Annotated in this window: 23 protein-coding genes; 12 read left to right on the plus strand and 11 right to left on the minus strand. The window is 63.0% G+C overall.

Features of this window, described 5'->3' with window-relative positions:
- Nucleotides 1-204: 204 nt before the first annotated feature.
- From KFO72_RS26235 to KFO72_RS26250, 4 genes are all read right to left on the minus strand, one after another.
- Nucleotides 205-1,566, minus strand: coding sequence for an LLM class flavin-dependent oxidoreductase (locus tag KFO72_RS26235; protein ID WP_054931876.1), 1,362 nt, complete (start codon nucleotides 1,564-1,566; stop codon nucleotides 205-207).
- Nucleotides 1,566-2,804, minus strand: a complete 1,239-nt coding sequence (locus KFO72_RS26240) for an SfnB family sulfur acquisition oxidoreductase (protein WP_060607485.1) — start codon at nucleotides 2,802-2,804, stop codon at nucleotides 1,566-1,568. The genes KFO72_RS26235 and KFO72_RS26240 overlap by 1 nt, the downstream gene beginning before the upstream one ends.
- 3 nt (nucleotides 2,805-2,807) lie before the next feature.
- The gene (locus tag KFO72_RS26245; RefSeq protein ID WP_062917783.1) at nucleotides 2,808-4,058 is read right to left on the minus strand and encodes an SfnB family sulfur acquisition oxidoreductase; all 1,251 of its coding nucleotides are present in this window, start codon (nucleotides 4,056-4,058) and stop codon (nucleotides 2,808-2,810) included.
- Nucleotides 4,059-4,230: 172 nt separating this feature from the next.
- Complete coding sequence (locus KFO72_RS26250; protein WP_225033372.1) at nucleotides 4,231-5,415, minus strand: acyl-CoA dehydrogenase family protein; 1,185 nt, start codon at nucleotides 5,413-5,415, stop codon at nucleotides 4,231-4,233.
- A gap of 264 nt (nucleotides 5,416-5,679) precedes the next feature.
- Here KFO72_RS26250 and KFO72_RS26255 point away from each other — a divergent pair, with 264 nt between their 5' ends.
- From KFO72_RS26255 to KFO72_RS26265, 3 genes are read left to right on the plus strand one after another with little or no spacing between them, the layout of a single operon-like run.
- On the plus strand, nucleotides 5,680-6,711 hold the full coding sequence (locus KFO72_RS26255) for an aliphatic sulfonate ABC transporter substrate-binding protein (protein WP_225033373.1): 1,032 nt from the start codon (nucleotides 5,680-5,682) through the stop codon (nucleotides 6,709-6,711).
- Between the two features lie 53 nt (nucleotides 6,712-6,764).
- Nucleotides 6,765-7,631 (plus strand): ABC transporter permease, encoded by an 867-nt coding sequence (locus KFO72_RS26260; protein ID WP_225033374.1) that lies wholly within the window; start codon nucleotides 6,765-6,767, stop codon nucleotides 7,629-7,631.
- Entirely contained in the window at nucleotides 7,628-8,383 is a 756-nt protein-coding gene (locus tag KFO72_RS26265) for an ABC transporter ATP-binding protein (RefSeq protein ID WP_225033375.1), read from the plus strand. Before KFO72_RS26260 ends, KFO72_RS26265 begins: the two co-directional genes overlap by 4 nt.
- 104 nt (nucleotides 8,384-8,487) lie before the next feature.
- On the opposite strand, the gene KFO72_RS26270 is transcribed toward KFO72_RS26265, so the two are convergent.
- From KFO72_RS26270 to KFO72_RS26285, 4 genes are all read right to left on the minus strand, one after another.
- Nucleotides 8,488-9,399 (minus strand): alpha/beta fold hydrolase, encoded by a 912-nt coding sequence (locus KFO72_RS26270; protein WP_225033376.1) that lies wholly within the window; start codon nucleotides 9,397-9,399, stop codon nucleotides 8,488-8,490.
- A 182-nt stretch (nucleotides 9,400-9,581) separates the two neighbouring features.
- Complete coding sequence (locus tag KFO72_RS26275; RefSeq protein ID WP_054931868.1) at nucleotides 9,582-10,412, minus strand: CmcJ/NvfI family oxidoreductase; 831 nt, start codon at nucleotides 10,410-10,412, stop codon at nucleotides 9,582-9,584.
- Nucleotides 10,413-10,443: 31 nt separating this feature from the next.
- Nucleotides 10,444-10,689, minus strand: a complete 246-nt coding sequence (locus KFO72_RS26280) for a hypothetical protein (RefSeq protein ID WP_224100553.1) — start codon at nucleotides 10,687-10,689, stop codon at nucleotides 10,444-10,446.
- 113 nt (nucleotides 10,690-10,802) lie between these two features.
- Nucleotides 10,803-12,299 carry an MFS transporter gene (locus KFO72_RS26285; RefSeq protein ID WP_225033377.1) on the minus strand — a complete coding sequence of 499 codons (1,497 nt, stop codon included), beginning with the start codon at nucleotides 12,297-12,299 and terminating at the stop codon, nucleotides 10,803-10,805.
- A gap of 261 nt (nucleotides 12,300-12,560) precedes the next feature.
- Here KFO72_RS26285 and KFO72_RS26290 point away from each other — a divergent pair, with 261 nt between their 5' ends.
- Complete coding sequence (locus KFO72_RS26290) at nucleotides 12,561-13,157, plus strand: nitroreductase family protein (protein ID WP_054931866.1); 597 nt, start codon at nucleotides 12,561-12,563, stop codon at nucleotides 13,155-13,157.
- 186 nt (nucleotides 13,158-13,343) lie between these two features.
- On the opposite strand, the gene KFO72_RS26295 is transcribed toward KFO72_RS26290, so the two are convergent.
- From KFO72_RS26295 to KFO72_RS26305, 3 genes are all read right to left on the minus strand, one after another.
- Nucleotides 13,344-14,162: a flagellin domain-containing protein gene (locus KFO72_RS26295; protein WP_035995499.1), complete on the minus strand. Its 819-nt coding sequence runs from the start codon at nucleotides 14,160-14,162 to the stop codon at nucleotides 13,344-13,346.
- 481 nt (nucleotides 14,163-14,643) lie between these two features.
- Nucleotides 14,644-15,882 (minus strand): MFS transporter, encoded by a 1,239-nt coding sequence (locus KFO72_RS26300; protein ID WP_225033378.1) that lies wholly within the window; start codon nucleotides 15,880-15,882, stop codon nucleotides 14,644-14,646.
- Between the two features lie 7 nt (nucleotides 15,883-15,889).
- A complete protein-coding gene (locus tag KFO72_RS26305) occupies nucleotides 15,890-17,614 on the minus strand; it encodes a serine hydrolase (RefSeq protein WP_225033379.1) in 1,725 nt (574 codons plus the stop codon).
- 268 nt (nucleotides 17,615-17,882) lie between these two features.
- On the opposite strand from KFO72_RS26305, the gene KFO72_RS26310 reads away from it, so the two are divergent.
- The 8 genes from KFO72_RS26310 to KFO72_RS26345 all read left to right on the plus strand — a co-directional run bounded on the left by KFO72_RS26310 (nucleotide 17,883) and on the right by KFO72_RS26345 (nucleotide 24,858).
- Nucleotides 17,883-18,101 (plus strand): DUF3563 family protein, encoded by a 219-nt coding sequence (locus KFO72_RS26310; protein WP_225033380.1) that lies wholly within the window; start codon nucleotides 17,883-17,885, stop codon nucleotides 18,099-18,101.
- A gap of 303 nt (nucleotides 18,102-18,404) precedes the next feature.
- Nucleotides 18,405-18,860 (plus strand): carboxypeptidase-like regulatory domain-containing protein, encoded by a 456-nt coding sequence (locus KFO72_RS26315; protein WP_054931862.1) that lies wholly within the window; start codon nucleotides 18,405-18,407, stop codon nucleotides 18,858-18,860.
- Complete coding sequence (gene petA / locus KFO72_RS26320) at nucleotides 18,857-19,477, plus strand: ubiquinol-cytochrome c reductase iron-sulfur subunit (RefSeq protein WP_225033381.1); 621 nt, start codon at nucleotides 18,857-18,859, stop codon at nucleotides 19,475-19,477. The genes KFO72_RS26315 and petA overlap by 4 nt, the downstream gene beginning before the upstream one ends.
- A gap of 299 nt (nucleotides 19,478-19,776) precedes the next feature.
- The gene (locus KFO72_RS26325) at nucleotides 19,777-20,799 is read left to right on the plus strand and encodes a M23 family metallopeptidase (RefSeq protein ID WP_225033382.1); all 1,023 of its coding nucleotides are present in this window, start codon (nucleotides 19,777-19,779) and stop codon (nucleotides 20,797-20,799) included.
- A gap of 40 nt (nucleotides 20,800-20,839) precedes the next feature.
- A complete protein-coding gene (locus KFO72_RS26330) occupies nucleotides 20,840-21,667 on the plus strand; it encodes a serine hydrolase (RefSeq protein ID WP_082433879.1) in 828 nt (275 codons plus the stop codon).
- Between the two features lie 94 nt (nucleotides 21,668-21,761).
- Nucleotides 21,762-22,688 carry a LysR family transcriptional regulator gene (locus KFO72_RS26335; protein ID WP_225033383.1) on the plus strand — a complete coding sequence of 309 codons (927 nt, stop codon included), beginning with the start codon at nucleotides 21,762-21,764 and terminating at the stop codon, nucleotides 22,686-22,688.
- A gap of 117 nt (nucleotides 22,689-22,805) precedes the next feature.
- Nucleotides 22,806-23,516, plus strand: coding sequence for an SDR family NAD(P)-dependent oxidoreductase (locus KFO72_RS26340; RefSeq protein WP_054931859.1), 711 nt, complete (start codon nucleotides 22,806-22,808; stop codon nucleotides 23,514-23,516).
- Between the two features lie 127 nt (nucleotides 23,517-23,643).
- Complete coding sequence (locus KFO72_RS26345) at nucleotides 23,644-24,858, plus strand: YbfB/YjiJ family MFS transporter (RefSeq protein ID WP_225033384.1); 1,215 nt, start codon at nucleotides 23,644-23,646, stop codon at nucleotides 24,856-24,858.
- Nucleotides 24,859-24,871 lie beyond the last annotated feature (13 nt).

The following is a 24,871-nucleotide window of genomic DNA, read 5'->3' on the forward strand; positions in this document are numbered from 1 at the left end:
CGGCGGCAAAGAAAAGTAGGTGCCGCCCCGCACAGGGGCGACGCGTGGAGCACGCTAACGAATCGCGGATGCCAGCGAAAAGACAATTCGCGGATGCCAGCGAAAGCAAAAGCAAACCGCGGACGCCAGCGCAAAGCAAAAAGCCAATCCGCAGATGCCTGCGCAAAGGCCGAAAAGGCCAAAAAAAACACCAAACGGCAACGACTACGCCGCCCCCCTCCTAAACCCCGCCCCCGCATGCCGCGCAGGCAAACAATCCCCCTCCCCGAACAGCCTGTTCCGCAACGACCCATCCCCATACGCAGTCTTATAAAGACCCCGGCTCTGCAACTCAGGCACAACGAGATCAATAAAGTCCTCATAGCTTTCCGGCACAACCGTCCGGCTCAGATTGAAGCCATCAATCCCGGTCTCCTCGATCCAGCCCTGCAACTCATCCGCGACCTGGGCAGCACTGCCCACAATCGCCGGATACCTCCCGCCCAACTCGAACATCTCGAGCAACTTCCGCCGCGTCCACCCATGCTGCTTCGCCGTCCGCGTCGCGGACTCGATGGCATTGCCAGGCGCATAATCGACAGGCTCGTCAAGATCGTATTGCGCATAGTCAATGCCAGTACTGGCAGCAAAATGCGCAAGCCCCGCTTCACGGCTCGCATATCGCAAATAGTCCGCATACTTCTCACGTGCTTCACGCTCAGTAGTGCCCGCAACAACGGCCGCTCCGGCAAACACCTTAACGTCGTCCGGCCGGCGACCGGCAAGCACAAGCTGCTCTCGCAGCGCCTTCACCGTTTCTCGCGCAGCATTCCGGTTCGGCGGCGAAATAAACACACATTCGGCATGACGCGCTGCAAAACGTTGACCACGCCCGGAACTCCCTGCCTGAAAGAGCACAGGCGTGCGTTGCGGCGACGGCTCCGCAAGATGGTAGCCTTCGACGTCGTAGTATCGCCCCGCATGCCGAACCTTATGCACCTTCGCGGGATCGGCATACACCCGCGCGCCCTTGTCGCGCCGCACGGCATCCGCTTCCCAACTGCCTTCCCACAGCTTGTAGAGCACTTCGAGATATTCGTCCGCGCGCTCGTAGCGTTCGTCGTGCGGAAGCTGCTCGCTCAGCCCCATCGCGCGCGCCGCGCTGTCGAGATACCCCGTGACGATATTCCAGCCGATGCGCCCTTGTGTCAGATGATCGAGCGTCGAGAAACGGCGTGCGAGCAGATACGGCTGTTCATAAGTGAGATTGACGGTCACCCCGAAGCCCAGATGCTCCGTCACGGCAGCCATCGCCGAAACAAGCAGCAAGGGATCGTTGACGGGCAACTGGATCGACTCGCGCAAGGTCACGTCGACGTTGCGCTGATAAATGTCGTACACACCGACGATGTCGGCCAGAAAGAGACCATCGAACAATCCGCGCTCCAGCGTGCGAGCGAGATCGGTCCAGTACGGCAACAGGCGGTAGTCGGTCGACCGGTCGCGCGGATGCGTCCACAACCCATGGTTGATATGACCCACGCAATTCATATTGAACGCGTTGAGCAGAATCTGTTTCCTCGCCATTACAAGGCTCCATGCCGGGGCGGCAGCGTGTCGTTGAGATAGTAGTTGCCTACCGCGTGATACTTCCAGCGCACCGGATCGTGCAGCGTATGCGTGCGGGCATTGCGCCAGAAACGGTCGAGCCCCAGACCATCGAGCGTCGCGGAAGTACCGGCGAGTTCGAACAGACGCGAGCCCGCATCCAGCGATACGGTCGTGGTGAGCGCACGCGCCTCCGCGACGGCAACCGATGCCTGCGCCACCGAGCGCTCCGTCGGCCCGGCCTGCGCGGCATCGACAAAGCGTGCCGCGCGGCGCAGCAATGCCTGCGCCGCGCGCAGGCGCACTGCGAGGTCGCCGAACTGCGCGATGGTCAGCGGGTCGTCGGCGGCGCGCGCGATCTTTGCGTCGATCCACGGTCGGGAATGCTCACGCACGAACTGCAATGCGGCCTGGAACGCGCCGCGCGCCTGGCCGAGATCGATCGCCGCGTGAATGATCTGCGCGAGCGGTCCGATCGTCGTCGGACGCTCGAACGATGCCTGAAACGGAACGACCCATTCCGGCTCGACACGCACGTGATTGAACTGCACCGACCCGCTGCCCGTGACACGCTGACCAAAGCCATCCCAGTCGTCGATCACCTCGACGCCGTCGGCGTCGCGCGGCACGAAAGCGAGCCACGTGATGTCGCGCCCTTTCTCCTCCGTGATCACCAGCGTGGGAATCCAGTGCGCGTACAGTGCACCCGTGCAATAGAACTTGCGGCCGTCGATATGCCAGCCGGCCGCCGTGCGCGCCAGCCGCGTGCGGCGTTTGAAGTCCTTGTGGCCGGTTTCGGCGAGCGCGTTGCCGAAGCGCTCGCCAGCCAGTACGCGATCGTAGAAAAAGCGCTGCTGTTCGCTGCTGCCGCCGACGCGCAGCACTTCGAGCGCGTAGTAATGATTTTGCGGAATCTGGCCGAGCGAGCCGTCTGCCGCGGAAATCGTCGCGGTCACTTCCGCGAGCGTCCCGCTGCTCACGCCCGCGCCGCCGAAGTCGCGCGGCACGGTGATGCCCCACAGCCCGCTCGCCACGAACGCGTCAAGCTCGGCCCACGGCAAACGCCGCTCGCGATCGCGTAATGCTGCATCGGGGGCGAACGCCTCAGCGAGTTGCTTTGCGATACGCAGCGCGTGCGCGTCGTCGGCAATGCGGTCGGGCATCACCCGACCGGTGCGCGTGGTATCGCGCGTCTCTTCAGAAATATCGAGGCTCATGCTTCAGTTCCACGAATGCCGCGCAGGCAGCACATGATTCAGGTGATAGTTGCCCAGCAGATGCAGTTTCCAGCGCACCGGGTCGTGCAGCGTATGTGTGCGCGCATTGCGCCAATGACGATCGAGTTGATGGACGGCGCGAGTCGAGGCCGAACCCGCCAGCTCGAACAGCTTCTCGCTTGCTTCGAGGGCAATGCGTGTGGTCAGCACCTTGGCCTCCGCGACCGCAACGGACGCCCGCGCGCTGGCCTCGGCATCGATGGGCGCGGCAGCGACGGCATCGAGCGTATGGCCTGCCTCCAGCAACACCTCGCGTGCGGCGTGCAATTCGATCTGCAGGCGGCCGACGTCGGCGATGATGTAGGGATCGTCCGTCGCGCGCTCCAGACCCGAATCGATCCACGGCCGCGCACGCTCGCGCACGAAGGCAAGGGCATCGGCTACCGCTGCCTCGGCAATGCCCTGATCGATGGCTGCCTGGATCAGCTGCGACGTCGGCCCGAACAGGCCGGGACGGTCGGCGAGCTGCCAGATCGGCAGCACATCCTGCGGATCGACGGCTACGTTGTCGAAGATCACCGTGCCGCTCGCTGTCGTGCGTTGACCAAACGAACTCCAGTCGTCGATCACCGTGAGACCCGGCGCGTCGCGCGGCACCCAGACCTGGACGGCATGTCCTGCATCGTCGGTCGCACGCGCGGGCACACGGTGAGCGAACAGCGCGCCGGTGGAATAGAAACGCTTGCCGTCGAGACGCAGCCCGTCTGCTGTCGCGCGCAGCCGCGTCGTGCCCTGCAACACCGTGGACGCAGCGGCCGAGCGCCGTTCGGGGCCCGCATTGCCGAGCCGATGACCCGTCAGCACTTCGCCATACAGGCGCGCTTTCTGCGCCGGCGTACCGATTTCACGCAACACACCCAACACGCCGAAATGATTCTGCGGAATCTGGCCCAACGCAGGATCGGCGCTGCAAAGAATCACGAACACTTCGGCCAGCGTCGCGAACGATACGTCCGCGCCGCCGTATTGAGCCGGCACCGTGATCGCACCCAGTCCGCTTTCGGACCAAAGATCGAGTTCGGCCCAAGGCAGAATGCGCTGGCGATCGCGCTCAGCCGCACCGCGTGCGAAGAGAGCCGCTAGCGCATGGGCGGCTGCGAGCGCCCCGGAATCGTCGGCGATGCGCTTCACGCGCGCGGGGTCCGGCCGCCGCGGCAATTGCGTTGCGGCCAGGGAGGAGTCGACTATAGACATGGTGGCTCATACGAACGGGTAAAGCCCTACGCTCGCGACGCAACCGTCGCGGCTCGCTGCGGACAGGGCCAATCCTGTATTGGATCAGCCCAGGCGAGCCTGGCCTACTATCGAATTTGACATTGCTTATGACAGGTTCCGGTTTTCGAACACGGACGGCAGCATCGACTCTTCAGGAATAGAACGATGGCGTGGGCAGTTCGTCGTTGACTGCCCACTCGCCCAGTTCCTGCAATTTGTAGTCGACGGGATCGTGCAGCGTTTGCGTGCGCAGATTGCGCCAGAACCGGTCGAGCCGCAGCGCGCCGTGCGTGGCGCGCGCACCCGCCACCTCGAACAGGCGGGTGCTCAGATCGAGACCGATGCGCGTGGCGGCAACTTTGGCCGTCGCGATTGCAACGGCGACGTGTCCGCGCGTTGTCTCGTCGAGTTCCGCGCCGCGCGCCCAGGCCTCGTCGAACAGTTGCACCGCGCGCCCGGCGAGCAAACGGACGCTTTCCAGCCCGACCCAGAACTCGCCGTAGTGGCGCAGCGTATGGGGGTCCTTGCTGGCCTGCTCCGCCGGCGACTTGAACCAGGGGCGCGATTCGTTCCGTGTGTAGTGCTTCATCTCCGCAAACACGCCCTCGCCGATGCCGAGGAACATCTGCGTGAAAATCAATTGGGCCAACAACGGACGCAGACACGCGAACGGCGTGCTCAATGGGCCAGGCTCCAGCAGCAGCTCGCTTTCTGCCACGCGCACATGCTCGAAGAGCGCGCTGCCGCTATCCGTTTGCCGCTGCCCGAAGCTGTTCCAGTCGTGATTCAACGTGATACCCGAACGGGAAGTGGGTATTGCCGCGATCAGTAATTTTCGGCTGACGGCGTCCAGCCCCGACGCGACCAGCATGTCGGAATCCAGTGCCCCTGAGCAAAAGCTCTTCTTGCCGGAGAATTCGTAGGCGTCGTCGACGCGTTGCACCACGGTGCGCGTATCCAACGGGTTCAGCGTGTTGCCCCAGAACCAGTTCTTCTGCGCGGTCTGCTCGAACCACGGCTCCCATTGATCCGGACGTCCGAACAGCCGCACGGTGGCGAGCAGCAGATGATGGAATCCGAACACATGCGCAATCGAACTGTCGACTCGCGCGAAGGTCCTGACGACATCGAGCGTCTGCGCCCAGCTTGCGCCCGTTCCACCGTATTGCTGGGGAATCGACAGCGACAGCAGGCCGCTCGCCCGGATCGCGTCGCGCTCGGCCTTGGGCGTGCCGCCCCTTTCATCGCGTTCGACTGCGCTCGCGGCAAGTTGCCGCGTAAGCGCCTGCGCGGCCTGGAGCGGCGAAGCGGGATTGGATTCAACGTGTGCTGACATGGTATGCAGAGTCGAGAAGATAACGGGCAAGTTTAAGAAAGCCACGACGACAAGACCTACCAACGAGTGCTTGAATGCTTATGCGAATTTCTTCTTAACACCCGAACCGCCACTGCGAATGATGCACCACATTGTCTGCTAAAACAGAAATCCGCTTCTGCAATAGCGCCAGGACTGCTTTGATTCTGAACTTTAATTGGTTCGCAGATGCGATCGGCTTCGTTACATTGAAGCTCAAATCACACGTGACCATAAGGACCATCGATGGCATCGGTTCGGGGCTTTGCATTCTTCGCACGCGCGCGCCGCGCACACGTTCTGCGCAACATCATGACGACGGCGGCCGCCGCGCTGGCGCTGTGCTATTTCGGGAGCACGCAGGCCGCGCCGCTCGCCGAACTGAAGCTCGACTACGCGTATTACTCGCCGGAAAGCCTCGTCATCAAACGCAATGGCTGGCTGGAACAGGAGTTCGCCGCCGATCATACGCAGGTCAAGTGGGTACTGAGCCTGGGAAGCAACCGCGCACTCGAGTATCTGAATAGCGGCGCGGTCGATATCGGCTCGACAGCGGGTCTCGCCGCTGTGCTCGGCAAGGCAAACGGCAATCCGATCCGTGCGGTGTATGTGTTTTCCCGGCCTGAATGGACGGCCCTCGTCGTGCGCAAGGATTCGCCCATCAAGAGTCTCGCCGATCTCAAAGGCAAGAAGATTGCCGCCACCAAGGGCACCGATCCTTTCCTCTTCACCTTGCGCGCGCTGCACACCGTGGGCCTCTCGCGCGACGACGTGGAAATCGTGAATCTGCAGCATCCGGACGGCCGCACGGCGCTCGCGAACAGCCAGGTCGATGCGTGGGCGGGGCTCGATCCGCACATGGCCGCCGCGCAGATCGACGATGGCGCGCGCCTGCTTTACCGTAATGTCGATTTCAACACGTGGGGCCTGCTCAATGCACGCGAGGACTTCATCCGCGAGCATCCGGAGCAACTGGCCCGCGTGTTGAAGGTTTATGAAAAAGCACGAGTGTGGATCGCCGCGCATCCCGACGATACGGCGAAGATCGTCTCGGAGGAATCGAAGGTTTCGCTCGCGGTCGCGAAGCTGCAACTGAGCCGCAACGACTTCAGCCGTCCGCAGCCCGGCGCGCAACAGATCACTGCGCTCAAGGCAGCGGCGCCGATTCTCGTCGATGAACAGCTGGTGAAAAGCGGCACCGATCTCAATCAGGTCATCGACGCGCTGATCGATCCGAAAATCGCGCAGCCTGTCATCGCGAGCAATGGCGCAAAATGATTCGCACGCAACTCCACTCATGCGAGCAACCTGCACTGGCGCAGGCTTGAATCATGGCCGCCACTGAACAGACACTCGCGCTCGACACGCGCGATTCACACGCGCGGGCCGCAAGCGAACGTACATTGCGCAAACAACCCCGCGACGCCATGCGCTTATGGCGCTACGCAGGGTATTTGTTGCCCGTGGTCTTTCTCGCGTTGATCGAAGCGCTGGTGCGCGCGTCCGTGCTGCCGATGCATCTCGTCCCGGCTCCCAGCACGATCGCGCAAACGCTGTGGGATCTCGGCGGCGCACGCGTGGCACGACACATCGGCGCAAGCGTCGCGCGGGTGTATGCGGGCTTCGCACTCGGCTCGGCGCTCGCGTTGCTGATCGGCGCGGCGATGGGACTGAGCCGCCGCGTCGATGCGTTGCTCGACCCTGCGTTTCAGGCACTGCGCGCGATTCCTTCGCTCGCATGGGTGCCGATCCTGCTGCTGTGGATGGGCATCGACGAAGCGCCCAAGATCACGCTCATCGCGATTGGCGCGTTCTTTCCCGTGCAACTCAGCGTGGTCGCCGGCATTCACGGTGTCGACCGCAAGCTGATCGAATTCGGCGAACTCAACCGGCTGACGCCGCGTGCAATGTTCGCGCGCATTCTGCTGCCCGCGTCGATGCCGCAGATCTTCACGGGACTGCGCACGGGACTGAGCCTTGCGTGGATGTTCATGGTCGCCGCCGAACTGATCGCCGCAACGCGCGGCCTCGGCTATCTGCTCAGCGACGGCCGCGAGACGGGCAGACCCGATCTCGTGTTCGGCGCCATCCTGCTGCTGGCGTTGCTCGGCAAACTGAGCGACGGCGCGTTCAAGCTGATCGAAACGCGCGTGTTGTCCTGGCGCGATGCGCGCCACGTCTCGGGAGACGCGCCATGAGCCCGCATTCCGCCCCCTTGCTGCAAGTGCGCGGCCTCGCGCGGCGCTTCGGGCCGCGCACGGTATTCGAACAGGTGTCGTTCGAACTGGCACGCGGCGAGATCGTCAGTCTGGTCGGCCCGAGCGGATGTGGAAAAAGCACGCTGCTGCGGGCCATTGCAGGCCTCGACAGACACTCGGAAGGTACTGTGCTGCTGGAGCAGCATTCGCAGCGCGGCCCATCCGACAGGATCGGCATGATCTTTCAGGAGCAACGGCTGCTGCCCTGGCTCAGTGTGGCCGACAATGTCGCGTTCGCCGCCGGCCCTCGGCAGGGACACGATCCGCGCGTCGATACCTTACTGGCGGAAGTGGGTCTGTCGGGTGTGCGCGACGCGTTGCCGAAACAGCTGTCGGGCGGCATGGCCCAGCGTGTCGCCCTCGCGCGCGGACTTTTCGGGGAACCGGACCTGCTGTTGCTCGACGAACCGTTCAGCGCCGTCGACGCCATCACGCGCTCGCGGCTTCAGCGTGTCCTGCTTGCGCTCGCGCACTCGCACGGAACGACCATCCTGCTCGTCACGCACGATCTGGACGAAGCGCTTCTTCTGTCCGATCGTGTTCTATTGCTGTCGCCGCCGGGCAATGACGGGCCAAGCCACATCGCGCGCGAGATTCACGTCGCCGCGCCACGGCCCCGAAATCTCCGCGATCCCGCGATGGACGCACTGCGAGATGCGCTGCTGGACGGTATCGCGTCAACGCCGATCTGATCGTGTCGGGCGGACCCGCATCCTGAACCGCGCAACGCACGACGACGGGCGCTTCCGGCTATCGCAGCGGCCAGGACGCATGGCCCCCAGCGCATGTCAGATAGCTACCATGCTTCGGCAAGAAACGGCACTAGCGCTGACAGCACCTCGTCCGGCGCGTCCTCGGGCAGCAGATGACCGCCTGGCAGCGACCGTCCCGTCACGCGCGCGGCCCATTTCGACCACACGTCGATGGGCAGCGTCTTTCGTGCTCTCTGCTCCCGCTCGCTCCACAGCACCAGTACTGGGCATGCGAGCTTCTTCCCTGCCGCGAAATCGGCGGTGTCGTACTGAAGGTCCTCTGCCGTCGCGGCACGGTAGTCCTCGCAGATGGCATGACGCACTTCGGGCTTGCGAAACGCAGCGCGGTAGGCATCGAGTGCTAGCGGGTCGATCGCGTCGAGTCCGCCTGCCATCTTCGACAGTGCCGCATCGATGAACGCGTCGGGGTCCGCGTCGAGCATGCGCTCCGGAAGATCGAAAGGTTGCGCGAGAAAGAACCAGTGCCACGCATTCAGCGCGAAGGTTCTATCCACATCCGCAAACGCGTCCAGCGTGGGGATGACCGTCAGCGAAGCGTAGGCGGCTACGCGCGCGGCGTGATCCAGCGCCAGCCGGTATCCGACGCGCGCGCCACGGTCATGCCCGGCCACGGCGAACCGTTCATGCCCCAGACGATCCATCAAGCCAATGAGCGCTTGTGCAACGCGCCGTTTGGTCCATCGCGGCTGGTCGTTTCGCGTGCGGCTGTCGCCGTATCCCGGCAAGTCGGGCACGATGACCGTGTGGGATTGCGCGAGCCTCGGCGCAATTTTTCGCCACGCGATGTGGGTTTGCGGATAGCCATGCAACAGCACGACGGGCGGGCCGGAGCCGCCTGTCACGCCACTGAACGACACGTCATCCGTATCAACGTCGAGTCTTGCGAAGCCGGGGAAAAAACTGCTTTCGGCAGGCTGAGCATTGCCATGCGTCATGGACACCTCCTTATGCGACGTGGCAGGCACTCAAACGGGACGAACACACCGACGCGCCAGAGGAAGCTTAAGCGATCGTGATGGTTTTGTTTTGCGGGGTGGCGTCGTCGACGTCCACACGCTTCAGGTCGTGAACGAGGTTAGCGACGGATGATCGACGTCGTCCGGGTGCTCGCGCAAGCTCAGAAGAACAGCAACGAGCGCAGTTCGATACTGCGGCGCGCCCTGGCATCGGGCGGCGACGACGGATCGTCGAATGCGGTATGCGCCGTCAGCCGTGCGATATCGTCGCCCGCGGAATCGTAGATTTTCAGCAGCAGGACCTCCTCCGGCGTCATCAACGGAAAGTAGTACCAGCGGTGCCGCGGATTGAAAACGAATGCATACGTCTCGCCGACCTTGTCCGGATAGATCAGATCCGACGGCACGAGATCGGTCAGCGCGATACTGCGCGCATCGCACAATGCGAGCGGCGACGACTCGACCGTCGATCCGACAGGACGCCACAGGTTGACGATCGCGACCCTGCCTTTCAGCAATGCTTGCGCTTCATGCGGCGGCAGATGATCGCGCACGCGGCGCGGACCCGAGACGAATGTCTGATCGTTGTGAATGAATTTGACAGGTTCGCGTACACCGCTCGCTCGCGCCGCCTGGCCGTCGCGAAGCGTGTGATCGAAGATGACGGCGCGCTTCGCGCCCGTCCAGCGTTTGAGCAGCGCTTCCGCCTCAGGGTAGTAAACCCGTTCGATCGCGGCAGGGTCCGAGAAATCGCTGAGCGCACTCGCGTGCTGCCGCAGCTCGAAGCCATTGCGGTCCAGCGACAGGCCACCCGGCGGCGGCGACACGCGCGCATTGACGATGCTCACGCGCTGCGTTCGATACACGCCGCTGCGCTGCGGCTCGCCTGCAGGCGGCTCATACGCATACGTGGCGGGCTTTTCTCCCGTCGCGACGAGATAGTTCAACGCGGCTTCGACAACGGCTGGCTGTTCGACGACGATATCGCTCATTGCTTACGCTCCATGCAAGCCCGCGGCTCAACTAGTCCGGCGCGATTTCGCCGATCACATGAAACATCTCGAACGTGTAGCCCATATTGAAGTAGCCCGCACGCGCATAGACGGCGATACGCTCGAGGCGTTCTCCCGCATCGCAAGGCGAGTGCTCCAGCTGCGGGCCCGTGCGTGCTTCGGCGGCGTAGGCGGAGCGCGCCTGCAACCGATGACGGACAGCCTGGAACGGATGAAATACGGCCTGACGATAAAACGATGCGAGGTTCATCGACATGATGCATCCTCCTGCTCGTGGCATATTCATCGAATCTAGTCAGTGGCGGCGCATTGCACAAACAAGCATTTGTGCAATGCTTTGCAACGCACCGCCGATGAATGAACCGGCCCTCAGGCGTCCGCCCGCCCTGTCACGGACGGCACGCTCGCATAGTCCTCGCCGTCGATATCGTAACCAGACGGTTCCCAGCGGATCGCGAGCAGCACCAGCAGCGACGTCAGCGGAGCAATCGCGATGACCCAGAACACCTTCGTGCCGAGCGCGCCTGCCAGCACCGGGAACAGAAACAGTGAGATCGTCGATGCCGTGCGCACGAGCGTCTGATTGAACCCCACACCGATACCGCGCAGCGACGTCGGGTAGCTGAGCGACGCGTAGGTCATCGAATGCGACCCGGGCCCGAAGCCTTGACCGAACAGATAACCGCCCAATAGCAGAATCGCCGCCACCACCAGCGCCGTGCCGCCCGGACGACCGATCAGCGCGAGTCCGATCAACGACGCGAATTGCAGCGAGTGACCGAGCACGGTCATTTTCCACGCACCGACCGTCGGTGCGGTTCGCACGCCGATCAGCCCGCCCACGAACGCGAACAACAGATTGAGCGCGAGCGATGCGACGATTGTCGTCAGCGGTCCCTGCGCGAAAAAGCTCGTGATGATGACAGGCAAGCCAAAGATGATCGCGTTGTAACCGAACGACGACGCACTGCCGATCACGGCCGCGAGTATCGTGCGTCGGCGGTAGGTGGCGTTGAACAGCACGCCGTAGTTGCGCCACGAAGCGCGGCGCGGTTGTGCGACGGGCGCCGTGGTCCGTTCGACGACGGCATCGACGCCATACGAACGCTTCAGGATGCGCGCAGCGCCTTCCAGGTCGCCCTGGTTCGCTGCCCACACAGGCGATTCGCTGATATAGCGGCTGCGCACCAGAATGATGACGATCGCGGGCACCGCACCGAATGCGAGCGTGAGCCGCCACAGCCAGCCGAGCTGGTGCTCGGGCAGGATCGCGTACAAACCGAGAATCAGCAGATAGCATGTACTCGTCGCGGCATACCACGCGGGGCACCACGCCGCGACGCTTGCCGCCTTGTTGCCCTTGCCCGCCACACGCGAGAATTCGGCCAGAAACGCCATCGCAACGGGCAGATCGAGTCCGACACCGAATCCCATCAGGAAGCGCGCGCCGCCGAGCACCCATGCGTTTGGCGCGAGACCGGCCGCAATCGCGGCGACGACGAAGAACAGCATGTCGGCCATGAACACCCGATAGCGGCCGATCCGATCCGTCAGATAGCCGCCGAACAACGCGCCGAGAATCGCGCCGAACGTAATCGCCGACGATACGAAGCCCACTTGCACGGGCGACAGTGCGAACTGTTTCGCGATGTCCTTGATGCCGTACGCAAGCGAGGTCAGATCATAGGCATCGAGAAACACCCCGCCTAGTGCAATCGCGATGACGATGCGTGCATTGCTGCCCTTCACCGCGCCTGCATTGACGATACGGGAGACATCCTGCGCGGACCGGATGACGGCTGGGCGCGTGGTGTCGTGCGCAACGGACGAGTCCAGCGCAGTGGTTGGAATAGCGACGGTAGACATGATGGATGTCGAACAGGAAGTCAGAAGTTCCTGCATGCTAGCGACGCCCATCGCGTCTTCCAAACGACGATTGAATATATGCAAATTGACGTTGCTACGATGCGCTTCGCTTCGCGCTGTGCGCGTTGCGTATCGACGATTGATGCTTTCGATATGCGCAAACATTGTTTGGATCCGCACGTATAGCCACTTAACGTCGTGATCCGGAATATCCCGATTCACGCACGAAACTCCGATCAGCAAACGCGACACATCACCATCATGACTTCATCCAATTCACGTACGGCCGAGCATCCCATCGACAGACAATTTCTGGAGCGCTGGTCGCCGCGCGCCTTCGCGCAAGACACGCTTCCGGAAGCGTCGCTGCTGACCTTCCTCGAAGCGGCACGCTGGGCGCCTTCTTCGTACAACTCGCAGCCGTGGCGCTTTGTCTATGCACGGCGCGATACGGAGCACTGGACCCGCTTTCTCGGCTTTCTCAACGAGTTCAACCGGGGCTGGGCGCAACATGCCGCCGCCATTCTGATCGTGCTGTCGAAACGGACATTCACGCCGCCGGGCGCAACCGACGAGGTCGCGCTGGCGTCCCATTCATTCGATACGGGCGCAGCATGGGGCTATTTCGCGCTGCAGGCCAGTTTGTCCGGATGGAAGGCTCATGGTCTTGCCGGCATCGACCGCGAGCGCATCCGTGCCGAACTGGCTGTTCCCGACGACTATGCCGTCGAAGCGGCGATCGCGATCGGCCGCCCCGGCGACAAGTCTTCACTGCCTGAAGGACTGCAAAAGCGCGAAACGCCGAGTCCGCGCAATCCGCTCTCCACGTTTGCCGCAGAGGGACAGTTCGTGTTCTGATCGCGAGCGCGAGCACGTCTTCGCGATTCTTGTCGAGACGCCTTCGACGCAATGCTCGTGCGTCTTTATCCGTCGCTCGAACCTTCGAGACCTTAGGCGGATGAGGCATGCCGTGGCGAACGCAGAGACGATCTGCAAGGCGGACACCGTGCATCCTGCTCGCCCAGCACAGGATGCACGCTGCCGTTACTGCAGAAGTTTCAGCACCTGCTGCGGCATCGAGTTCGCTTGCGCGAGTACCGAGATACCAGCTTGCTGCAACACCTGGGCCTTCGACAGGTTCGCTGTTTCCGTTGCGAAGTCCGCGTCGGTGATCTGCGATTCGGCGGCGCTCATATTGGTCGCTTCCGTTTGCGTCGTCGAAATGGCGGCCTGGAACGTGTTCTGCGTCGCGCCGAGGGTCGCCTGGAAGGTGTTGACGCTCGTCAGCACGTTATCGATCGAACTCATGGCCGCTTGCGCGCCCGAAGCCGTCGCCACGCTCAAGCCGCTGATGCCCAGCGAGTTCGCGTCCCAGCTTTGCGTGCCGAAGTCCGCAGTGATCTGCTGGCCGTTGAACGCGCCGATCTGGAAGTTGACCGAGCCGACACCGTTCAGCACGGCCTGACCGTTGAACGTAGTCTGTTGTGCAACGCGCGTGATTTCCGTCAGACGCGTCGACACTTCTGCCTGCAGATTGGCGAGCGCGTTCGAGTCGAGCGAGCCGTCGCCCGCTTCCACGGCCAACTGACGGATGCGCTGCAGGTTGTCGACGATCGATTGCAGCGCGCCGTTCGTGGTCTGCACCATCGAAATGCCGTTGTTCGCGTTTGCGGCCCCCTGCGTCAACGCATTGATCGATGCCGTTTGCGACGTCGCGATCGCGAGACCCGCTGCGTCGTCAGCGGCCGTGTTGATGCGCTTGCCGGACGACAGACGGTTGATGGCCTGCGAGAGCGCGTTTTGCGAACCCTCCAGGTTGTTCTGCGCCGTCAGCGACATGATGTTCGTATTGATGTTAAGCATTTCAACCCCTTTCGGTTCTGGAAAGATCGACATGAGCGGCAATGCGGTCTATTCGGTACTTCGCGCCGCCACTCGACGGGGTTTACGACGGCTCTAAATATTGCTTTAGGTTTCTTCAGGTAATTTCCGTTTAAGAACGATGCGGAATTGCGGTGCGGAAATACCGCCCAACATCGCTACAACCTATTGATATGCATGGATATTTTTTTACCAATCCATACTTCTTCCATTTCCATTAACCGGCATTACAAAGAGAGCCACTCTAATTTTAATGTTACGAATAATTATGCAAGCTTTATAGCCTCATGAAAGGGGTAATCGGTAGAACCTCGTTTATCGCTGACGCGGTAATAACTTTTACTGACAGTCCGGTTGCCATTGCGTCCGCGAATCTTTCATGCAGACAACCTGTCGTTTGCCGCGCGGGGCTGGTCAACATATTTCACGGCGAGGCGACGCAAGCCCCTTTCTCGCGCGCCGTTTAGCTGCGGGCCTCGATGCGTCGCGCGGGACGTGCGAGCAGCAGGACGATCGTGACCACGCAAAACACGGCGCCCGCATGGAACGTCGCAGCCGCGCCTATCGTGTCCCACAAAGCGCCCGCGATCACACTGGAAATCAGCGTCACCAGTCCGCTCGCGAGATTGAACAGACCGAACGCCGTGCCGCGCAAATGCGCGGGCGCGCTGTGCGACACCATCGTCGCGAGCAGCCCTTGTGTCATGCCCATATGCAGGCCCCACAGCGCGACGCCCGCGAGCAGGAGGCTCCAGTGAACGGCATACGCAAGCACGACATCGGACACGCCAAGTATCACCAGCCCGCCAACCAGCAGCCTGACATGACTCGTCGAATCCGCGAGCTTGCCGAACGGATAGGCCGAGAGCGAATACACGACGTTCATCGCGACCATCACGAGCGGCACCAGCGCGACGGGCACGCCGCTGTCCAGCGCACGCAGCACGAGAAACGCCTCGCTGAAGCGCGCGAGTGCGAACGCGGCCCCGATTGCGACGATCCACCAGTACGCGCCGTCCAGTTGGCGCATGCTGTCGCGCCGGATCGGATTGACACGCTTCGCGCCGGCCTGGCGCGTGGGTTCGTTGATGCCGGCCGCCAGCAACGCGACGGCCAGCGCGCCAGGAATGACGGCCAGCCAGAACGCAAGCCGGAAGTCGTTCGCCCAGGTCAGCATGATCGCGGCCGCGAGCAACGGCCCGAGAACAGCGCCCACTGTATCGAGCGACTGCCGCAAGCCGAACGCGGCCCCGCGTAGCGGCGGCGGCGTGATATCGGCGACCAGCGCATCGCGCGGCGCGCCGCGAATGCCCTTACCGATCCGGTCGATCACGCGCGCCGTCACGACGAGACCGAGGGTCGGCGCTATCGCGAACAAGGGCTTGCTCAGCGCGCCGAGTCCATAACCCGCGACAGCGAGCCATTTGCGATTGCCGAGGTAATCGCTGAGCGCACCGGAGAAGACCTTGACGATGGGCGCAGTGGCCTCGGCGATGCCTTCGATCAAGCCGATCGTCGTTGCACTCGCGCCGAGGCCCGCCAGCATGAACATCGGCAGCAGGCTGTGAACGATCTCCGATGAGATGTCCATCAACAGGCTCACGCAACCCAACACCCAGACGCCGCCGGGTATCTGCCGCAGGGTGCCGACGCGGGACGGGCCGGATGCCGGCTTGTCAGCGGAAGCGGGACGCTCGTCCATATACGCGTCACACCTTGCGAAGAATGAAACGCCCTGCCCCTGTCATCTGATCGAGCGAGACGAGCTGACCGTCGCGCTCGATGAACTCGAAGGTCGAGCCCGGCGCGGATGCCATGCGAAACACGCGATCACGCGCTGCAATGAAGCGCTCGTCACGCTGTCCCGGCACGCGCAGCCACAACGTGCCGTCGTCGCGCATGAACACCTCGACGCACAGGCCGGCGGCCGTTTCGTAGGTTCCCGAAAAACGCTGCAACAAGACGGGCGCATGAGCAAACTCCTTGCGTACGAACACCACTTCGTTCTCGACGATCTTCGTGACGAAGCGGTCGATATCGCCTTCGTGCGTCGCCTGAAAGTTGATGCGCCAGCGCGCGTCGTCTTCGGGATCGTCTGCTTCGGCGTCGAAGCGGTCGTAGTGGTAGTGCTCCAACGGCAAATCCTGATCGCGAAACTTCAGGCGCAGATGGCCGTTCTCAAATGCGATCGCAATCGTGCCATAGGCTTGATGTGCGAAATCGCCCGCGTAGTCTTCGAGCCGATGGGATGGTTTCGTGTCCCCGATCCGGTCGTCGTACCGGCTGTTACGCGCCTGCGACATCGCTTGCCGCGCGGGCTCCAGCAGCCCGAACAGACGCTCGTTCCAGGGCGTCGGTTCGAGGCCCAGCAAACGCTCATAGAGTTGATAGTGGACGACGTCGCGCAATGCCGCGCAATGATCGCCGATCACAAACACGCTGACGCCGATCCGCTCTTTCGGCATGACCGAGACCTTCGAATGGAAGCCGCGGATATCGCCGCCATGAGAGGCCAGCAAATGCCCGCGATACACTTCCGTTTGCCGTCCCAAACCATATGCGCCGTTGAGCGATTCCCACCAGCCATACAGTTCCGGCGCCAGGTTCGGCAGCGGTATCGCGGGCGCCATTGTCTCGCGCAGCAAGGTCTTCGATACCACTTGCCGGTCGTCAACCTTGCCGTCGTTGACGAGCAACGACAGCCAGCGCGACATGTCGCCGAGCGTCGACACCATGCTGCCGGACGGCCACGGAAGATCGTTTTTCCGCGTCGTCTCGAGCTTGCGCAGTTCGCGGCGGTTTCGGTACTCGGTGTAGCCGATGGCCAGATTCGGCTCATCCAGCAGCGCCGAATAGAGAAATGACGTGTCGCGCATGCCCGCCGGTTCGAGCATGCGCTCGCGAACCAGTTCGGTCCATGAGATGCCGCCCAGCCGCTCGATTACGTGCGCCACCGCGTAGTACATCACGTTGTTGTAGATGAACGTCTCGCGCAAGCCGGCACTCGGCTTCATCAAGTGCAGGCGGTCGAATATGTCTTTCGACGTCGCCCTTGCGCCGAACGTCATCATGTCGTGACGCGTGATGCCCGTGCGGTGCGCGAGTAGATCGCGCAGCGTGACGGAGCGCGTCAGGATATCGTCATGAAACCGCAGTTCCGGTAGATGCTGGCAAAGCGGCTTGTCGAAGGTGAGCTTGCCTTCGTCGACGAGCATGCCCGCCGCCAGCGCGACGAACAGCTTCGTGTTCGACGCGATGGGAAAGAGCGTCGACGCATCGAACGGCAAGCGCTTGTCATAGTCGCGAAAGCCGTATCCGCGCGTCAGCACAGGTGTGTCGCCGACGACGACAGCGACGCCGACAGCGGGCGCGTTCCATTGCTGCAGTAGCGAAGCGACGTGGTCGTCGAAGCCTTCGAGTCTTTCCAGCGGCATCAATCGGATTCTCCTTGCCTCGAATGTTCATGAACCGGCTTTCTGCACGCATCAAGGCGTGCCGTCGAATACGGCCGCCTCCGCGAAACCGTTATCCGCATGGAAGCACGTGAAAGCAAACTGTTGCCGGGCGAAAGTGGGTTCTATCCGAACACTTTCGCCTCCTCCGGCGGCATCTGGATAACGCGCAAGACCGCCCGATAAGGACTTCTGCGAAATGGCACGCTCGGCACAGGGTTGTGCGAGAACCGACGCAACAGGAGCACCCATGTTCGCATACTTCATCCGCATCATCTTCGAACTGTTGGACCGCACAGAAGAACTGCTGGACCGCGCCGAGCACCACCGCCGCGATGCGTATCTCTCGTCGTCCGCCGATATCTTCGAACTCGAACGCCGCATGCGGCAGATCAAGGCGGCAGACCAGGCTGTCACAGCTGAACCTGATCGAGATTTCCGAACTGATGGGCTAGTGCACGCGCTTTAATTCTCCTTTAATTCGCGCCGCCTACATTGCAGACACGAAGACTTTGAGGTTGCATCGTGAATGCCTTGAATCTCAAACCCTTGCGATGTCGCGTTGTGCACACGCGTTTGCGCGCTTCGTCTGCGCGCATCCGACCGGTCTATCGACGGGCAAGGTTGCGTTCGCAATGCTTCCGGTCCGGCGCTCACCGGCCTGGACGAAGACGATACGTTCGTTGAGCGTCGCCGGGCGTCACGCGTTCCACGCTGTCCGTTCCAAAGCATCTGCAATGAACGGCTTTGATCTTCAAGATGGAGAACCGTCATGAACACATTCACCAAGGCAGGTCTCGTTGCTGTCGCGCTCGTGTTCGCGCAATCCGCAACCAGTGTCGCTTTTGCGGCGCCCGCGAATCTGCCGCCCCTTCATCAGCAGGGCGCGGTCACGTATCTTTCGGGTGGCGTCGGCAGCGATCAATCGGCTGCGCTGAAGGAGGTCATGCACACCTATCCGCTCACACTCGAATTCACGGGCGCGACGCGTCACGGAAACGAGTACCTCGCCGACGTTCCCGTTCATATCGCCGACATGAATGGCAAGACACTCCTGAATGCGACTTCGGACGGACCATTCATGCTCGCATCGCTTCCGGATGGGCGCTACACAGTCACTGCGAGCCACGACGGCAAGACCCAGCAGCGCGTCGTCGACGTCAAATCGTCGGGCCACGTCCGCGCAATGTTCGTATGGCCGACGCCCCCTGAAGGGAGCACCTCATGAGCGCCGACGCGGACGCGCCCGTCGACGCAGCGCGCCGCCGATGGATGATCGCGACATCGGTGGCGGGCGGCATGGCGGGCGTAGCCGTCGCCACGCCGTTCGTCGAATCGTTCAGACCATCGGCCTCGGCGCTGGCGGCGGGCGCGCCCGTGTCCGTCGACATCAGCCGCTTGCAGCCCGGCGACATGCTGACGGCGGCATGGCGCGGCAAGCCCGTGTTCATCGTCAATCGCACCGAAGCCATGCTCGCCGACGTGCGCGCTGCCGATCCGCTCGTCGCCGACCCGCACACGACACGGCCCTTCTCGATGCCGTTGCCGCCCTACTGCAACAACGAGCTTCGCTCGCGCACGGAGCATGGCAATCTGCTCGTGGTGGTCGGCGTATGCACGCATCTTGGCTGCACACCAAGCCCGCGTTTTCAGCCGGGCCCGCAAACGAGTCTTCCCGACGACTGGCCTGGCGGATTTCTTTGCCCATGTCACGGCTCGACGTATGACCTCGCTGGCCGCGTGTTCAAGGACAAACCCGCGCCGCAGAATCTCGACGTGCCGCGCTATCGTTTCGAGTCCGCGCATGTTGTCGTGATCGGCGAAGACGAACAGGGCGAAGCCTGATCGCGCGCGGTTTTGATGTTCGTCAACGGCCCCTTTAAGATTCGTTTAAGTGTCGGCCGCTATGGTGTCCGCTCCGTCGCCTGTCACTGCAAGGCTGCCTCGCCGCACTTTTTACATGCCGCTTGAAATGCCCTTCAGGTTTGCCGTCATTTTTACTGCGCTCTGCTTGCAGCTCGAATAACGGCAACACCCGCTTCTTCTCCTCACCTGGACGCAACGCGTCTGTCAGCGCGATCGCGCACGCATGCTCCGCTTCCCGCAATCGCCCTCGCCGTACCCCTCGCTCTGCTTTTTCGATCATGCCCTTACCCGCATTCGTTGCGCCGTCGGCGCGTAGTGGCAAAGTCATTCTGGCGTGCGCGCTCAGCTCCGTTTGCGCAGCGTTGATCTTTTCGCCGGATCGCGCGAAGCATGCCGCTGATCTGGACGACACGCCCGACGCGCAATCGGCATCGCTGAACCGCCCGGCCGCCGATACGACGCATCGTGCGCAGCCTGCATCGACGGCCTCTGCTGTCGAGGCCGCGCCGCAACCCGTCGTCAGATCGGCGACCGTCAAGAGCAGCTTTGCGGAAGCGGCGCAGCGTCTTGGTCTCGATGGCCACACCACCGCGCTGCTCGCGCGTGCGTTCTCCGGCGAGATCGACTTTCGTCGCGATCTGAAGTCTGGCAACACGATCAGCCTCATCGTCGATCCGCCGGAAGGCGAACAACCCGGACCCGCGTCTTCGACAGGCACACCGCTCGCCGTGCGCATCGCAACGGCGACCACCTCGCACGATCTGTTTCTGTATCGCAACCTGGACGGCAAGCCGTTCTACTACACAAAGGATGGCGCAAGCACGGCGCCTGCGTTCACGCGCTATCCGCTCGCCTATGAGCGCGTGTCGTCGGATTTCTCGCTGCGTCGGCTCGACCCCGTGACGCACCGCTGGCAAAGCCACGACGGCGTCGATCTCGCCGCGCCCGCCGGCACGCCCGTGCATGCGACGGCGCGTGGCACGGTCGCGTTCATCGGACGGCAGACGGGATATGGGAAGGTGGTCGTGTTGCGCAATCCGCCGCCGTATCAGACGGTGTTCGCGCACCTGTCGCGCTTCGCGAAAGGCCTGCATCGGGGCGCGCAGGTGCATCCCGGCCAGGTGATCGGTTATGTCGGCTCGACGGGCTGGGCAACGGGTCCGCATCTGCACTACGAGGTGCACGTCGATTCCGTGCCGAAGGACCCGTTGACGGTCGCGCTTCCCGGCAACGATCCGCTGGATGCGACCGAACGCGCGCAGTTCGCGAAGGAAGCCGACCGTCTCGCCGCGCTGCTTTGAGCGAGCGCATCCATTCATTCGCAACCAACCTCCGACCGACGTGCTGAAACTTCATCTGTTCCTCATGCTTTTGCTGATCGCGAGCATGGTGCCCGCGATTGCGCACGCGAAGCGCGCCGCCTTCAAACCCGCCGTGCAGGCACGCGCCGCCATCGTCATCGATATGACGACGGGCCGCACGCTCTACGCGAAACACGCCGACGAACGCCGGCCCATCGCCTCGCTGACCAAGCTGCTGACGGCGATGGTCGCGCTCGACGCGAAGCGCCCGATGATCAAACCGCTGCGCATCACCGATGCCGACGTCGACCGGTTGAAATGGTCGCGCTCGCGCCTGCCCGTTCATTCGCTGCTGTTGCGCAGCACGCTGCTGCATATTGCGCTGATGTCCTCGGAAAACCGCGCGGCGTTTGCATTGAGCCGCGACTATCCGGGCGGGCGGCCCGGCTTCGTGCGCGCGATGAACCACACGGCCCAGCGTCTGCATATGACGCGCAGTCATTTCGTCGATCCGACGGGCCTGTCGCCGCACAACGTATCGACGGCCCGCGATCTCACGCGCCTCGTGCGCGCCGCGTATCGCTACCCGGTCATCCGGCAGTATTCGACGGCTCATCAGAAGCTGGTGCTGGGCGGCGACGGCCCGTTGATGTACCGGAACACGGACCCGCTCGTGCATCGCGCATCGTGGCAAGTCGGATTGCAGAAAACCGGCTTTACCAACGAAGCCGGGCACTGCCTGATCATCGTCACGATGGTGCGCGGCCATCCCGTGCTGATCGTGCTGCTCGGCGATCCCAACGCACAGGCGCACTTCCAGGACGCGGCCACTCTGCGCCGCTGGCTCGTCACCGCGCAGCGCCAGTAGACGCATCGCGCGGCCTCTGAAGGGCCAGAACAGACGCGCCGCTGTACACTTCCGGGCAACGTCGCCTCGCCGGCGATTTCCCGGGCAATTCATCATGGACCGCATCGACGCAATGAAGGTGTTCGTCGCGACGCTGGACGAAGGCAGTCTGGCTGGCGCAAGCCGCCGGCTCGGCCGTTCGCCCGCCGCGGTGAGTCGCGCCATTGCCTTTCTCGAAGCGCACGTGGGCTCGCCGCTCCTGCACCGCACCACCCGCACGATCAAGCTCAGCGAGGCGGGCGAACGCTATGCGGCGGCGTGCCGGCGCATCCTGACCGATCTGGAAGAAGCCGACCTGCTGGTCGCGGGCGAGCGTTCCGCGCCGCGCGGCCTGCTGAACATCACTGCGCCCGTCGCGGCAGGCCAGGACATGCTGCGCTCGATCCTCGACGACTTCATCGACGAATACCCCGCCGTATCCGTGCGCCTGCATATGCTCGACCGCCCCGTCAGTCTCGTCGACGAAGGCATCGACGTCGCGTTGCGCATCGCGCATCTGCCCGATTCGACGCTGATCGCGATTCCCGTCGGCGAAGTGCGGCGCGTCGTCACGGCATCGCCGCGTTATCTGGCAAAGCACCCGCAGATTCGCGAGCCCGCGGACCTCGAACAGCATCAGATCATTTCGATGACCCACTTCGGCGTCGACTCGTGGAGCTTTCCACCCGCCGAAGGCTCCACCGTCGCGCAAGTCGTTCATTTCGCGCCGCGCCTGATCGTCAACAGTATCGACGCCGCCGTGGCGTCCGCCGTCGAAGGACGCGGCGTCACACGCATGTTCTCGTATCACATCGCGCAGCAGGTGAAGGACGGCCAACTGCGCATCGTGTTGCGCGACAGCGAGCACGCGCCCTTGCCCGTTCATCTTCTGACGCCGCACGGCCGCCTGTCGGTGCCGAAAGTGCGCGCCTTCGTCGATTTCGCCACGCCGCGTTTGCGCCGGCATTTCAAGCAGTTACAGCGCATCACCGACGCCCATTGAACCGCCCGGCGGAAGAATGTCTGCCGCCAGACGTGGATTCTCTCTGCGTTCGACTCAATCTAGACTTGCTCCATCGACATCGGGCCGCGCGGCCCAACGGGATAAAGGAGCAGGAGCATGGGTGCCGAACAGAAAGTGGTGATCGTGACGGGCGCGTCGCAGGGCATTGGCGCGGGGTTGGTCAAAGCGTATCGCGACCGCAATTTCCGCGTCGTCGCGACGTCGCGCTCGATCCAACCCGGCGACGATCCAGACATTGCCGCCGTGCCAGGCAACATCGCCGACGCGCAGACCGCGCAGCAGATCGTCGCCATCGCGCTGGAGCGCTTTGGCCGGATCGACACGCTGGTCAACAACGCAGGCATTTTCATCGCGAAGCCCTTCGACGCCTACACGCCCGAAGACTACGACGCCGTCATGGCGACCAACGTCAACGGCTTCTTTCATATCACGCAGCGCGTGCTGACGGAGATGAAAAAGAAACGCAGCGGCCATGTGGTGAACATCACGGCAAGCCTCGTCGACCGGCCGCGCGCCGGACTGCCCGCGGCGATGGCCGCGTTGACCAAAGGCGGGCTGAATGCCGTGACGCGATCGCTGGCAATCGAGTACGCACCGCTCGGCATCCGCGTGAATGCAGTCGCGCCAGGCGTGATCAAAACGCCGATGCACCCGCGCGAACGGCACGAAGCACTCGCACGTTTTCATCCAATCGGGCACCTCGGTGAAGTGACGGATATTGCGGAAGCCGTGCTTTACCTGGAGTCGGCGGGGTTCGTGACGGGCGAGATACTGCACGTCGACGGCGGCAGTAACGTCGGTTCCTGAAAGATCGGAGATTGACCGTATGGCATGCCTCGATATTTATTATTTTGGATGCCGTAGTATTTTTTAAAATCAACGTTTTATTCGAGGAGTCGCAGCCAGCAGTAGCGACAGCAGCACGGAGATAAGAATGCAGGACACAGCTATCCGGATCACGAAGCCACCCGTCTTCAACATCACGCGTGGCACGGTGGCGGGCGCGAGCGCAAGTCTGGTCGGGATCGGCCTCGCGCGCTTCGCCTACACGCCGCTTCTTCCCGCCATCATCGACGCGCACTGGTTTGCGGCATCGACAGCCGCGTATCTTGGCGCTGCGAATCTGGGCGGCTATCTGGCGGGCGCGCTGCTCGGCGGCTATATCGCGAAGCGCGCGAGTACAACGCACGTATTGCGCGCGATGATGCTGCTGGCCACGATTGCCTTCGTCGCCTGCGCCTTTCCGTTGTCGTTTGCGTGGTTCTTCGTGTGGCGCTTCGCGTCGGGTCTTTCGGGCGGCGCACTCATGGTGCTGGCCGCGCCGACTGTGCTCGCGCATGTGCCGCCATCGCGCCGCGGCCTCGTGAGCGGCGCGATTTTCGCAGGCATCGGCCTCGGCATTGCGGCATCCGGGACGCTCGTTCCGCTGTTGCTGCTTCAAGGCGTCAAGCAAACGTGGCTCGGTCTCGCAGCCATCGCGCTGCTGTTGACCGTCGCAGCATGGAACGGCTGGCCGAAGCACGATGCACATGCACATGCTACGCCCGCGCATCATGCGAAGCGCAGAACACACAGCGGCTTCACGTTACGCGCGCTGTATGCGGAGTACGCGCTGAACGCAATCGGCCTCGTTCCCCACATGCTGTTTCTCGTCGATTTCGTATCGCGCGGACTCGGCAAGGGGCTCGATACGGGCGCGCAATACTGGGTACTGTTCGGCCTCGGCGCAATCGCCGGGCCGTTATTGAGCGGACACCTCGCCGACCGTGCGGGCTTCCGCCCTGCGCTGCGCGTCGCATTCGTGATACAGATCGTCGCGGTCGTATTGCCGCTGACGGGCACGAGTCCCGCGCATCTGATCGCGTCCAGCGTGCTGATGGGTGCGGCCGTGCCGGGCATCGTGCCGCTCGCGCTCGGCCGCGTGAACGAACTACTCGCGCATCACCCTGCCGCGCAAAAAGGCGCCTGGAGCACGGCCACGACCGGTTTCGCGGTGTTGCAGGCAGGTGCTGCATACGGCATGTCGTTCCTCTTCACACAGAACGGCGGCAACTACCGGATGTTGTTCGCGATCGGCGCGGCGGCGCTTGCGCTTGCGCTGTCCGTGGACCTGTTCGCCGCGCTTCGCGGAAGCCCGGAGAACGGTTGAGCCTTTCCTGCCA

It is taken from the genome of Paraburkholderia sp. XV, assembly GCF_020177535.1.
In the GTDB taxonomy this organism is placed as follows: domain Bacteria; phylum Pseudomonadota; class Gammaproteobacteria; order Burkholderiales; family Burkholderiaceae; genus Paraburkholderia; species Paraburkholderia caribensis.

Coding starts and splice junctions, on each gene's coding strand:
- KFO72_RS26235 (WP_054931876.1), bottom strand. CDS start 1,566: ATGGCGAGGAAACAGATTCTGCTCAACGCGTTCAATATGAATTGCGTG.
- KFO72_RS26240 (WP_060607485.1), bottom strand. CDS start 2,804: ATGAGCCTCGATATTTCTGAAGAGACGCGCGATACCACGCGCACCGGT.
- KFO72_RS26245 (WP_062917783.1), bottom strand. CDS start 4,058: ATGTCTATAGTCGACTCCTCCCTGGCCGCAACGCAATTGCCGCGGCGG.
- KFO72_RS26250 (WP_225033372.1), bottom strand. CDS start 5,415: ATGTCAGCACACGTTGAATCCAATCCCGCTTCGCCGCTCCAGGCCGCG.
- KFO72_RS26255 (WP_225033373.1), top strand. CDS start 5,680: ATGGCATCGGTTCGGGGCTTTGCATTCTTCGCACGCGCGCGCCGCGCA.
- KFO72_RS26260 (WP_225033374.1), top strand. CDS start 6,765: ATGGCCGCCACTGAACAGACACTCGCGCTCGACACGCGCGATTCACAC.
- KFO72_RS26265 (WP_225033375.1), top strand. CDS start 7,628: ATGAGCCCGCATTCCGCCCCCTTGCTGCAAGTGCGCGGCCTCGCGCGG.
- KFO72_RS26270 (WP_225033376.1), bottom strand. CDS start 9,399: ATGACGCATGGCAATGCTCAGCCTGCCGAAAGCAGTTTTTTCCCCGGC.
- KFO72_RS26275 (WP_054931868.1), bottom strand. CDS start 10,412: ATGAGCGATATCGTCGTCGAACAGCCAGCCGTTGTCGAAGCCGCGTTG.
- KFO72_RS26280 (WP_224100553.1), bottom strand. CDS start 10,689: ATGTCGATGAACCTCGCATCGTTTTATCGTCAGGCCGTATTTCATCCG.
- KFO72_RS26285 (WP_225033377.1), bottom strand. CDS start 12,299: ATGTCTACCGTCGCTATTCCAACCACTGCGCTGGACTCGTCCGTTGCG.
- KFO72_RS26290 (WP_054931866.1), top strand. CDS start 12,561: ATGACTTCATCCAATTCACGTACGGCCGAGCATCCCATCGACAGACAA.
- KFO72_RS26295 (WP_035995499.1), bottom strand. CDS start 14,162: ATGCTTAACATCAATACGAACATCATGTCGCTGACGGCGCAGAACAAC.
- KFO72_RS26300 (WP_225033378.1), bottom strand. CDS start 15,882: ATGGACGAGCGTCCCGCTTCCGCTGACAAGCCGGCATCCGGCCCGTCC.
- KFO72_RS26305 (WP_225033379.1), bottom strand. CDS start 17,614: ATGCCGCTGGAAAGACTCGAAGGCTTCGACGACCACGTCGCTTCGCTA.
- KFO72_RS26310 (WP_225033380.1), top strand. CDS start 17,883: ATGTTCGCATACTTCATCCGCATCATCTTCGAACTGTTGGACCGCACA.
- KFO72_RS26315 (WP_054931862.1), top strand. CDS start 18,405: ATGAACACATTCACCAAGGCAGGTCTCGTTGCTGTCGCGCTCGTGTTC.
- petA (WP_225033381.1), top strand. CDS start 18,857: ATGAGCGCCGACGCGGACGCGCCCGTCGACGCAGCGCGCCGCCGATGG.
- KFO72_RS26325 (WP_225033382.1), top strand. CDS start 19,777: ATGCCCTTACCCGCATTCGTTGCGCCGTCGGCGCGTAGTGGCAAAGTC.
- KFO72_RS26335 (WP_225033383.1), top strand. CDS start 21,762: ATGGACCGCATCGACGCAATGAAGGTGTTCGTCGCGACGCTGGACGAA.
- KFO72_RS26340 (WP_054931859.1), top strand. CDS start 22,806: ATGGGTGCCGAACAGAAAGTGGTGATCGTGACGGGCGCGTCGCAGGGC.
- KFO72_RS26345 (WP_225033384.1), top strand. CDS start 23,644: ATGCAGGACACAGCTATCCGGATCACGAAGCCACCCGTCTTCAACATC.